Source organism: Haliscomenobacter sp., assembly GCF_033763495.1.
Taxonomy (GTDB): domain Bacteria; phylum Bacteroidota; class Bacteroidia; order Chitinophagales; family Saprospiraceae; genus Haliscomenobacter.
Genome location: NZ_JANRKL010000206.1, coordinates 1 through 12,062 on the forward strand (window position 1 = coordinate 1; position 12,062 = coordinate 12,062).

Annotated in this window: 9 protein-coding genes; all 9 read left to right on the forward strand. The window is 50.0% G+C overall.

The window, feature by feature from the left end; translation table 11 throughout:
- Positions 1-267 precede the first annotated feature (267 nt).
- On the forward strand, positions 268-1,236 hold the full coding sequence (locus SFV55_RS24010; protein WP_320032109.1) for a VOC family protein: 969 nt from the start codon (positions 268-270) through the stop codon (positions 1,234-1,236).
- Between the two features lie 144 nt (positions 1,237-1,380).
- Positions 1,381-2,493 (forward strand): alpha/beta hydrolase family protein, encoded by a 1,113-nt coding sequence (locus tag SFV55_RS24015; RefSeq protein WP_320032110.1) that lies wholly within the window; start codon positions 1,381-1,383, stop codon positions 2,491-2,493.
- Complete coding sequence (gene hisD / locus SFV55_RS24020; RefSeq protein WP_320032111.1) at positions 2,490-3,764, forward strand: histidinol dehydrogenase; 1,275 nt, start codon at positions 2,490-2,492, stop codon at positions 3,762-3,764. The genes SFV55_RS24015 and hisD overlap by 4 nt, the downstream gene beginning before the upstream one ends.
- A 117-nt stretch (positions 3,765-3,881) precedes the next feature.
- Positions 3,882-4,640, forward strand: a complete 759-nt coding sequence (locus SFV55_RS24025; protein WP_320032112.1) for an SDR family oxidoreductase — start codon at positions 3,882-3,884, stop codon at positions 4,638-4,640.
- Positions 4,641-4,668: 28 nt separating this feature from the next.
- Entirely contained in the window at positions 4,669-5,808 is a 1,140-nt protein-coding gene (locus SFV55_RS24030; protein ID WP_320032113.1) for an FAD-dependent monooxygenase, read from the forward strand.
- Between the two features lie 44 nt (positions 5,809-5,852).
- Positions 5,853-6,767, forward strand: coding sequence for a fumarylacetoacetate hydrolase family protein (locus tag SFV55_RS24035; RefSeq protein WP_320032114.1), 915 nt, complete (start codon positions 5,853-5,855; stop codon positions 6,765-6,767).
- A gap of 17 nt (positions 6,768-6,784) precedes the next feature.
- Positions 6,785-7,699: a helix-turn-helix domain-containing protein gene (locus SFV55_RS24040; RefSeq protein ID WP_320032115.1), complete on the forward strand. Its 915-nt coding sequence runs from the start codon at positions 6,785-6,787 to the stop codon at positions 7,697-7,699.
- Positions 7,700-7,833: 134 nt separating this feature from the next.
- Positions 7,834-10,659, forward strand: a complete 2,826-nt coding sequence (locus SFV55_RS24045; RefSeq protein WP_320032116.1) for a TonB-dependent receptor — start codon at positions 7,834-7,836, stop codon at positions 10,657-10,659.
- 182 nt (positions 10,660-10,841) lie between these two features.
- Positions 10,842-12,026, forward strand: a complete 1,185-nt coding sequence (locus tag SFV55_RS24050; protein ID WP_320032117.1) for an MFS transporter — start codon at positions 10,842-10,844, stop codon at positions 12,024-12,026.
- The last annotated feature ends 36 nt before the right edge of the window (positions 12,027-12,062 follow it).

Sequence of the window (12,062 nt, forward strand, 5' to 3'; positions counted from 1 at the left end):
ACCCTGGGTTCGGAAATAACGCCGGGGATCGTGGCGCCCCCTCGCGCCGCTCGCCGGCTCGACGATCGCAGGTTCCTAGATCCTACTCCTGGTCTAAAATCTGACTTTACAATTGAAATTGCCCTAAAAACCCCTAACAAACCCAGCAAAAAAACACCTCTGGATTGATTCTGCACAGCAATAACCCCTATTTGCCTACCCAATATCCTATCACCAAGCCTACTTTTGTCGAAATTTAATTCCCTAAATTTCAACTCTGGCAACAAGATGGCTCGAAATCCACATTACTTTTCTCAATTGGCCCATATAGAAGTACTCAGCACCGATTTGGAGGCTTCCGTACGTTTTTTCACAGAAGTAGCCGGTATGGACGAAACCGGCCGCGAAGACAACTCCGTTTACCTCCGCGCCTGGGGCGATTATTTTCACCACTCCCTCAAACTGACCCAAAGTGATCGGCCTGGAATGGGACACCTGGGTTGGAGAGCCGACAGCCCCGAAGCACTGGAGGATGTAGTGCAATACCTCGAAAGCATCGGAGCTGGCCTGGGCTGGCATGAAGGTGATCTGGGGCACGGGAAAGCCCACCGCTTCAAGTCTCCAGATGGACACCTCCACGAAGTATTTTGGGATGTAGTGTGGCTGCGGGAAGAAGGCAAAAGAGGCAGCGTATTTGCCGACCGCTATGCCAGTAACCGCCGCATTGGTGTCAATCCCCGGCGTTTTGACCACATCACTTACAATACCAGTAATTATTCAGCCGAAAAGGCTTTCTGGAAAGGTTTGGGCCTACGCAATCCTGATGAAGTGCGCATTACGGATGAAATCCCCCCCGTTGGCGGGCTTTGGACCACCGGAAACCTTTCCCACGATATTGCCATCTTCACCGATCCAAGCTTGAAGCCTGGCGAAGGAGCCTTAAACCACGTAGCCTACAATTTTGACAGCCGCGAGGAGGTTCTGCTTGCCTGCGATTGGATCATTGAAAATGGCTACAAACTCGCGATGGGTGCGCCCACCCGCCACAAAGCCGACGAAGGTTTTTTCATCTACGTCGATGAGCCCGGCGGCAATCGTTTCGAATTTTACGCAGGCGCCCGCCTGATTTTCGCCCCTGACCACGGGCCAGATATCCACTACCTGAAAGACAATCCAAACGACGCATGGGGCAATACCAACCCCTGGGCTGGCGGCGATGGTTCTTTCAAAAAGGAACACGCTTCACACAAACATTAATTTGGGTTGAGGGAAGTTGAGGAAGGTTGAGGAAGGTTTAGGCTACCGCGAGCGACTTAAACTTGTCCTTGTCTAAGTCGCTCGCGGTAGCCTAAACCTTCTCAACTTCCTCAACCATCTCAACCTTCCCTAAAACACATCACCATGTGGCACTATTTTCCAGACCAATACATGCCCTCCTATCAGCTGAATCGGGCGCTGAGTCAAGCCCATTACGGCGGCGGAGAATTTGCGGAATGCCTGGAGGCAGCCGCTGAAATCACCCCTGGCGACAACGAGAGTTTTCACCAGGCCTGGGCCAAAATTGGCAATAAAATATATGCCGAAGGAGAAGCTGCTGCGCAAAATGGCAATCGCGCCACTGCCCGGCGGGCCTACCTTCGGGCTTTCAATTATTTGCGAACCTCTGAATTTTTTCTCAAACCATCGGATGCCCGCAAGTTGCCGACCTACAACAAGTGCATCGATGCCTTCCGCAAGGCCATTCCCTTGATGGACAATCAACCCTTGCAGCTCAAAGTACCTTTTGAAGGCTCCTACCTGCCGGGCTATTTGTTCAAACCTGCTGGAGTAGCCAATCCACCCATGATGATTATGTTTGGGGGCTTAGATAGCCTGGCCGAAGAGCTTTATTTTGGGCCAGCCAACTGGCTCAATGAACGGGGAGTTGCCCTGATGGTGCTCGATGGCCCCGGCCAGGGCGAAAGTCTGCGCATCAACCACGTTCACTCGCGTTACGACTACAATGTACCTGCCACGGCTGCCTATGAATGGGCCATCGCCAATTTGCAAACTGAAATTGATACCCAAAGCATTGGGGTAATGGCAGTGAGCATGGGAGGCTATATGGCGGCTCGTTCGGCCGCTTTTGAGCCGCGTTTCAAAATCTGCGCCATCTGGGGGGCTGTTTGGTCTTATTACGACATCTGGAAGAACCGTCCGGACAACCACCCGCTGGCCGAAATTGTAATGCACATCGTCGGTGCTGACAATATGGCTGACGCGCGTGAACGCCTCAAAAATTTCACTTTGGAAGGAGTGGCCGAAAAAATCTCCATGCCTACCTACATTTTGCATGGTGAAGACGATCGGCAAAATTTTGTCGAAAACGCCTACAAAACCTACGAGGCCCTGACCTGCGAAAAGTACCTGGAAATAGTCCCCAAAGAAAGTAGTGGTTCCGCCCATTGTCAGGTCGATAACTTCACCAAAGTGTTCAACCTTTACGATTGGATTGCCAAAAAACTGCACGAATGATCCGTCAACTCAAAAAAGGCATCACCTACGCAGAAAGCCAGGAGGTCGATGCCAAAGTGCGATCGACTGTAGAAAGTATGTTGAAGGCAGTCGAGGAACGTGGTGATGCAGCTGTGCGGGAATACTCGGTGAATCTGGACAAATGGTCGCCTACTACTTTCCGCTTGTCTCCCGCTGAAATTGCCAATATCATTGAAGCTTTGCCACAGCAGGTGATCGATGACATTCTTTTTGCCCAGGCCCAAATCCGCAATTTTGCCCAACACCAGTTGGCCGCCCTCAAAGACATTGAAGTCGAAACCTTACCCGGGGTATTCCTGGGCCACAAAAATATCCCCGTCAACAGCGTAGGTTGTTACATCCCCGGTGGGCGTTACCCCATGGTGGCCTCTGCGCACATGAGTGTGTTGACCGCCAAAGTAGCAGGTGTCAAGCGGGTGATTGCCTGCACTCCGCCGATCAATGGGGCAATTCCCGCAGCCACCGTTGCTGCGATGCACATGGCTGGTGCAGATGAAATTTACCTGCTCGGTGGTGTGCAAGCCGTAGCCATGATGGCCCTCGGAACGGAGACCGTGCGAGGTGTGGACATGCTGGTTGGCCCCGGCAATGCCTATGTTGCAGAGGCCAAACGCCAGCTTTACGGCAAGGTTGGCATCGATCTTTTTGCTGGCCCAACAGAAACCCTCATCATCGCCGACGATACCTGCGATGTGGAAACCTGTGCGACGGACTTACTCGGGCAAGCTGAACACGGGCCAACCTCTCCCGCTATCCTGCTCACTTCCAGCCAGAGTATTGCCGAAGGGATCGAAGCTGAAATCGAACGCCAGTTGGCCGTATTGCCTACCGCGGATGTGGCCGGAGTGGCCTGGCGCGATTACGGACAAGTTATTCTGGTAGATACCGTGGATGAACTGGTGCAGGTAGCTGACCGGATCGCTAGCGAGCACGTACAGGTGATGACGGAGAACCCAAGGTATTTCTTGGAAAAAATGACCAACTACGGTGGTTTATTTCTAGGGGAAAAGACGAACGTGGCTTACGGGGACAAGGTGATTGGCACGAACCATACCCTACCTACCCGTGAAGCAGCAAAATACACTGGAGGACTTTGGGTAGGCAAGTTTTTAAAAACCTGTACCTATCAGGAGATCCGCACACCAGAGGCAAGTGCTTTGATTGGGGAATATTGCTCAAGGCTGTGTGCGATTGAGAATTTTGCCGGGCATCAGGCTCAGGCGGATTTAAGGGTGCGCAAGTACAAATAAACTTCTGAGGTGCAACTTAGGTGCCTTAGGTTTATTAGGGGGTGTAGAACATTTTTTTACCACCTAAGAAACCTAAGGCACCTAAGTTGCACCTCAGAGATTAAGCCTTTTGTTCAAATGGATTTAACTGGAAAAACAGCATTGGTTACGGGTGGTGCAGGCGGCATCGGCTCTGCCATTTGCCACAAATTGGCGGCAAATGGGGCCCAGGTCATCGTCACCTACAACAGCAATGCTGCCAAAGCCGAAGCCTTGTTGGATAGTCTCCCAGGCTTGGGCCATTCCTGTTTCCATGCACCCAATACGGATGTGTCCCAACTGGCCGAACTAGCCCATTCGATCCAGAAAAAATACGGCAAATTGGACCTATTGGTCAACAATGCGGGGATCACCACCCCCGTAGCCCATGCCAATTTGGATGGACTGAGTGATGAATGGATTGACCGCATTTTTCAAACCAACGTGCGGGGTTCCTTTGCCATGATTCGGGTTTGTAAAGACCTTTTGCTGGAGGCAGCAAAGGAAGGCAATTCCCCCAGTTTGGTGGTGAACATCTCCTCAGTTGCAGCCGTAACAGGAATCGGCAGCAATGTCGCTTATTGTGCTTCAAAAGCAGCCATCGACAGCATGACCCGTTCTTTGGGTCGGGCCCTGGCCCCTCAAATCCGGGTGGTTTCGGTATCCCCCGGCTGGGTACTCGGCGAATACACCCAAAACATAGATCCAGCATACCTGAAAAAACAAGAAGAGCTTACTCCACTAAACCGATTAGCCAATCCTGAAGACGTCGCCAATGCTGTTTATGCCTTGGCGACCACTCTTAGCTTTACCACCGGTTCAATTATTCCCGTGGACGGGGGCAGGGTACTTGGATGATCAGGTCAAGTGTTTAAAATTTATTCCTATGTCAGCAGCAAAAAAAGTACTTATCGTAGGCGGCGGAATTGGTGGACTTTCCGCAGGTATCGCCTTGTGCCGGGCCGGCATCGCAGCAGAAATCGTGGAATTACAGTCGGAATTTAATGTTTATGGAGTTGGTATCATTCAGCAGGCCAATGCCTTACGTGCACTTGATGCGCTGGGGGTAGCCGATGAAGCCATGCGTAGGGGATCGCCCTATGGCAAGGTCAAAATGTGTGCGCCCCATGGTTTCCAGTTTGGCGAAACAGGTACTCCGCCCATTGGTCGTTTCCCCAGCCACAATGGCATTTCCCGAAAAATTTTGCACGATGTGCTTTACGAGGCTGCGCAGGAAAATGGCGTAGTGTTCCGCATGGGGATTACAGTTGAACACATCAACAATCAGCCAGATCAGGTTGAAGTACAATTCACCGATGGTAGTTCCGGCACTTACGACCTGCTGATCGGTGCTGATGGGGTCAATTCCAAAGTGCGGAATTTGATCTTTGGCCAATTCACTCCCCGCTACATCAATGCCTCGGTATGGCGTTTTGCCTTCCCACGTCCAGCAGGTCTGGAAACGGGTTACATGTATTTTGGCAAAAAAACCAAATTGGGTTTGATTCCGATGACCGCGGATACCATTTACATGTTTGTGGTTTCTTCAGAGGGTGAAGACAATCCCTTCATTCCCGAAGAGGAGTTAGTTCCAAGGCTGAAGGCCTATTTGGAAGAATACAGCGCTCCTTTCGTACAGGAAGTTTTGCCCCAAATTACTGATCCCAAAGGGGTGATTTACCGTCCATTGGAGACTTTGATGACACCCGCTCCCTGGTACAAAAACCGGGTGGTCTTGATTGGAGATTCCGCCCATGCCACCATTCCACAGCTAGGTTCTGGTGCAGCTTTGGCCATCGAGGATGCCGTGGTACTGGCTGAATTGTTGGAAAAGGAAAGCGCCATATCAAGCGTCCTGGAGCAATACATGGAACGGCGATACGAGCGCTGCAAATTGGTGGTGGATGTATCGAATACCCTCTCCGAATGGGAACAAATGGAGTGGAAAGGCTTACCGCTGCCAGAAGGAGCCAATATGGGCGCGCTGATGGGTAAAACCTTGATGGTCTTGACGCAACCGATTTGATTTGTTTATATCATCTTAACCCCGAAGGGTTTGACATTCATCACATGAAACTTGTAACTTTCAAAAATAAAAGCGGGCAAACCCGCAGTGGCTGGCTCAATGGCGACGGAGTAGTGGACATGCAATTGGCCGACGCTCAATTGCCCAACAACATGCTCAGCTTCATTGATGAGCACGAGCGTTTTTTCGCCATGATTGAGGAAAAAGGCTTGAAAAACCTGACGGCCCACTACCCTTTGTCTGAGGTGAAACTCCTCGCTCCCCTACCCAATCCCCGCAGTTTTCGGGATTACATCGGTTTTGAGCAACACATGTTGAATGCCTCCAAAACCTTTGGTCACACCGTAGGGGAAGCCTGGTACGAAATGCCTATTTTTTATTTCACCAATCACCACGCCATTTACGGCCCCAATGACGCCATCAAACGCCCAGCCAAAGAAACCCGCCTGGACATTGAGTTGGAAATGGCGGTGATCATGGGCAAAAAAGGCAAAAACATCAGTGCTGCCGAAGCCAATGACTACATCTTTGGGTACACGGTTTTTAACGACTGGACCGCCCGCGCCATCCAACGCCGGGAAATGGAAGTGCCGCTTGGCCCGCACAAAGGTAAGGATTTTGCCAACGCCATCGGCCCATGTATTGTTACAAAAGATGAAATGGAGCAATACCGGCTAGAAAACGACCGCTTCGATCTAGCCATGACGGCCCGCATCAACGGCGCAAGCATCTGCGAAGGGAACTACCAAACCGTATATTGGACTTTCCCTCAAATGATCGAACGCGCTTCCGAAAATGATGTAACTTTAATGCCGGGGGAAATCCTGGGCTCTGGCACCGTGGGTTGGGGCAGTTTGATTGAAAACAACTTTTCCGTGCATCGCCCGCTTGAACCCGGGGACGTAGTCGAATTGGAAATCCAGGGAATTGGAATGTTGCGCAACCAAGTAGTGGGGTAAAATAAGTGCTTTAAACCATGGTCAACAAAAACAAGGAGTGGCAAGCGACTTTATTGGATCCAACGGCCTTGGGTAAATTCCTGAGTCCCGAATCTGGGTGGGAACTACAAATCCTGACCCCCTTGCATCCTTGGTTCCAAATCAACCGCATTGAAGTATTTCGGCCTTACCTCAAGTTCCCTTTGGCCCCTCACCGCAAAACAGTTTATGATTTTTTGTTCCTCACTGCCGGAACCACTACCCGCAACAAAGGCATTGACAACTATATCCTTGGCTCCAACAGTTTTTTCTTTTTACCCGCCTACCAAATTCTGACCAGTGAGGCCATGAGTGAAGATGTACGGGGGTATTATTGCCATTTTGACCCGGAGATTTTTAATAAAAAATTCATCCAGAATGACTTACTAAATGAGTTCAGCTTCTTGAAATACAATGGGCATCCTGTTGTGACGATCAGTGACGAAGTGGTGCCAAAAGTTGAATACTTACTGAATCGCTTGGATGAGGAATACCGCACCGGGCGCAAAGAATCACTGGATTTGATTCGCTCCTATCTGCTCACCCTGTTTTATGAGTTGCGGCGTTTTAGCCAAAGCGAAGACATCAGCTCCAACGACTCTGCGGCACAACTGACCCAACGCTACAAGGAGGCCTTGCCACAGCAGGTCTACACTTTTCAAAAAGTATCCGATTTTGCCAAGTTTTTAAACGTATCTCCCAACTACCTCAATCGCTGTGTTCAGCGTACCATGGGTAAGTCCGCCCACGATTTATTGAATGAAACCATGCTGCTGGAGTCCAAGGCCCTGCTCAAACAATCCGGGCTCAGCATCAGTGAGATCGCCTACAAAGTAGGTAAAAAAGATCCCAGTGATTTCAGCCGTTTTTTTAAAGCACAAACGGGGATGACCCCCAAAGAGTACCGGGAATAACTTCGCTGCTTTTGGGATTGATTTTGCACATTCTTGACCTTTTTTTGCCTAACCCGCCTTTTTACAGTCAATTAATTTTGCTTTAAAGCATTTTGTAAAATTTTATATCGCAATTCTCTAACAGCACCCTTTTTATGAAACTACATCAGACAAAAGCCTGGGCGATAGCCATGCTTATTGCCCTTGGCATGTGTTTTGCCAACTTTAGCTTAAGTGGCCAAAGCATCAGTGGAAAAGTAAACGATTCAAATAATGAGCCGCTCATCGGCGCTTCGGTGCTCGTCAAGGGCACTACTCAGGGAACAGTTACCGATATCTCCGGCCAATTTACCCTCGACAATGTTCCTGCTTCCAGTATCCTGGTCGTTTCCTTTGTGGGTTTTGCCACCAAAGAAGTAGCCGCAGTCAACAACCTGGTCATTGTGCTGAGTGAAGGTGGAGCCCTGGATGAGGTGGTGGTAACCGGGGTGTTTGATGCCCGTACCAAAATGAATGCCTCGGTAGCGATCAGTTCCCTCAGCTCCAAACAACTGGAGAAAATCGTACCCAACAGTGCCATTGACGTCTTGAAAAACATGCCGGGAGTATACGTGAATACGGCTAGAGGTGAGGTAGGCAACTCCATTTATACCCGTGGTCTCAATTACAGTGGTGGTTTTTTTTACGTTTCCATGCAGGAGGACGGCCTGCCAGTGATGGGAATTTCTGGCTTGGTCAACCCAGATGGCTATCTCCGGGCAGATGCGACCATCCATCGGGTGGAAGCAGTACGGGGTGGTACGGCTTCCATTTTAGGGCCAAATGCCCCGGGTGGAATTTTTAACTATGTTTCCAAAACGGGTGGACAAAACTTTGAAGGCGAAATCCGGGCCCGCTTTGGCCTGGAAGGGGACGGCCAAAATCCTTACTACCGTACCGACTTAAACGTAGGAGGCCCCCTCAATAAAGCCAAAGATTTGACTTTCAACATCGGTGGGTTTTACCGCAACGCCGATGGCCCCAAATATCCTGGCTACACCCTGAGCTACGGAGGTCAGCTCAAAGCCAATTTTTTAAAAAAATACAAAACGGGTTCCCTGAAATTGTACGCCAAACTACTGGACGACAATACCGCCCCCTTTGAATTTACCCCTACGGTGGATTTCGAAAAACCCAAACCGGCTGGTAGTTTCACCAACACCAGTTCCACCTTGGTGCAGTCCCAACAGTTCACTGTGCCTGGCTCGATCACAGCCGGAAAAACCCTGGATTACGACACCCGCAAGGTGGGAGCTTACAATGAAGTGGCCGGAGGTTTGCAATGGGAACAAAAATTAGGATCAGGTTGGACCTTCAATAATAATCTCCGGGTTTCCAGCAAAGAGCACATCGCTCAAACGACTGCGGTGGTCTTTCCTTTCCGGGTGGATCAAATCGTGTTTTATGGTGTGAGTGGCAACGTTGCCCGTTTCGGCACCTATGAATTTTACGACCCAAGTTCCAATAAAAGTTACGGCACAGTACAACAACTTCCACCTACCGGAGCGGGGCAGCCTATCCGTTTCATCCCCAACAATTTGAGCTTACCAGGCGGTGATGTATTGCCCAATGCATTGTTTTACAACCCTAATCCTTACAATGAAGTCAACTTTACCGACATCATCGACCAAGCTACTTTGAGCAAGAAGTTCAAAAACATGAGCATTACCGCAGGGATGTATTACGCTTCCACAAAAGCAACCAGGGAGAATGTCATTCCCACTGCACAGGGTTTTGCTACGGTAGAAGATCGTCCTAAAACCGTGGGCATTCGGTATACCAACCTCGGTGGGCAGAAATTCGACCTGACCAATCCAGGCGGTTTGGCCAACATTGGTGCCAGTGGTTTTTACACCAACGATGCCCGCATCAATCAGACCGCTTTTTTCCTGGGACACAACTGGGAAATCAACAACAAATTGAACCTGGATTGGGGCTTGCGTTACGAGAATTTCGCCATCAACTCTACGTTCACCACACCCCGCCGCATCACACCGGATAGCCCAACCGGCGCCGATGGCAATGCCGCAACCCTGTATGACAACCGCCTGTGGGCCAACAATCCGGAGCAAAGTTTTGAAAAAGACTTGCAATCCGTTTCGTACTCTGTTGGGGTGAACTACCTGGCCAACGAAAACTTCGCCGTTTATGGCCGTTACTCTCAGGGCCGCAAGTCGCCTGACCTAAGTTACTTCATGGACATTGCCAACCAGCAGTTGACTTCCAGCATATCCGTAGAGGCACAAAGTATACAAATGGCCGAACTGGGTTTCAAATTCAAACAAGAGCGTTTTAATCTTTTTGTGACGCCGTTTTACACTTTGCTGAGCAATGTGCCCAACTTTCAAATCTTCCAAAACCCGGACGTAACCTACTATGCACCACCGCGGGTTTATCAAAAAATTCAGACCATGGGTCTGGAACTGGAGGGCAACCTCGCCTTGAGTGAGCACTTCAGCATTCGCGGTGTGGCCACCTTCCAAAATTCAAAAGCACTGGAATTTTCGGTCTTCCTGGCCAATGCCAATGGCCCGCAAGACGACAAAAAGGTGTCTTACGATGGCAACAAGAACGACAACATTGGCACCATGCTGATGATCACGCCGACTTATAGCAGCAAAAAAATCAGCGCGGCGCTCAACTACCAATACATGGGCAAACGTTGGGCAAATGTGGGGAATGCCTTCCAATTGCCTGCATTCAGCGCCCTTGACCTCAATTTGGGCTACAACTTTTCAACCAAATTCCAGCTGAGTGCCTCGGTCAACAACTTGACGAATACCTACGGAATCATGAGTTGGGCTGCCCCAGGTGGTTTCCCGGCAGCACTGGATACGCAAGGCTTTACCAAAGGTATGCTGGAAGGTAATCCAAATGCGGTGTACGCCACTTTGTCTATCATGCCTCGTGCATATTTCCTGACCGCAACGTATAAGTTCTAAGATTCATACAATTCAATTTTTCTGCCAGTAAGGAGAGAGAGGCCTTTGCTCCTCTCTTTTTATTGTACAACCTGCCCAATTCCTCAGGATTGATTCTGCATAGGTTTGGCAGCAAAATGAATACCCTGTCCCCATTAAGCTGAGTATTTTGAGCAACTATCGGTTCCTAAAATTTCACCTACATGCAAATTTACAAACACTCGGATTATCGGTCCATCCTTACCTTGTCCTTCGGCTTCATGCTACTCAACCTGGACCGGTGGATCATTGCGCCCCTTTTCCCCGTTATCCAGAAAGATTTGGGGTTCAATTACCAGGATTTAGGTGCTGTGGTGGGTGTGACGGCCCTAGCCTGGGGCCTGGTTTCGCTCATTTTTGGCGGATTGTCGGACAAATTGGGCCGCCGGAAAATATTGATTCCAACCTTGGCTGCCTTGTCCATTTTTTCTGGCATCACTGGTTTGGCTGCGGGTTTGGGCACCATGCTGCTGCTCAGAGGGGTATTGGGCATTTTCGAGGGCGCATACGTTCCTACCGCATTTGCAGCTGTTAAAGATGCTTCAGTTCCCCATCGGGTGGGTTTCAACATGGGTTTGTTGGGCGCAGGGAGTGGGTTGGCTACGGCGATTGCCCCCATTCTGGCGACCCAACTCTTGGCTGTCGTTCCTTCCTGGCATTGGGTTTTTGTATGGGTGTCCATTCCAGGATTGATCGTGACCTTTCTGTTGTATCGTTTCATCAAGGATCAGCCTCAGGTTGAAAACCTCCCGGCAAAAAACATCAACATCAAAGCGGTTTTCAAATACCGCAACATCAAAGTAGGAACCCTGGTCATGTGTGGGGTGATGGCGGCGATTTTTGTGCTGACCGCCATGATGCCCAATTATTTGACCGATTACCTGCATTTAAGCCTGCAACAAATGGGCTTTGTGGCTTCAGCCATTGGGATTGGTGGCTTTTTGGGTATTCCGTTGGTCAATGGCTTGTCGGATCGTTTGGGACGAAAGCCTGTGATTATTGGGGCTCTGGTGGCTGCGGCGCTGGCCATTGTCATTTTATCCAATATTGGTGCAAATCCCTTCGCGCTGTTTGTTACCCTGTTTTTCGCCAGCGCTTTTATTCTGGGCAGCCTGGTCATGTTGGACGGCCCGATTGCTACCGAGACGGTTCAGCCTTCGATGATCAGTGCGGCATCGGGGTTGATCATTGGCATTGGAGAAATTTTTGGAGGTGGTGTGGCGCCGGTGATTTCGGGGATCGTGGCGGAGAAGTTCGGGATTGAGCAGGTGCTGATGGTGGCGCTGGTTGGGGTGGTGTTTGCGATTGTTTGTGCTTTCTTTTTGGTGGAAACGGCACCGGGACAGTAAGGTGATTAAAAGTAAACTATCTAAGGTGAATCCTTT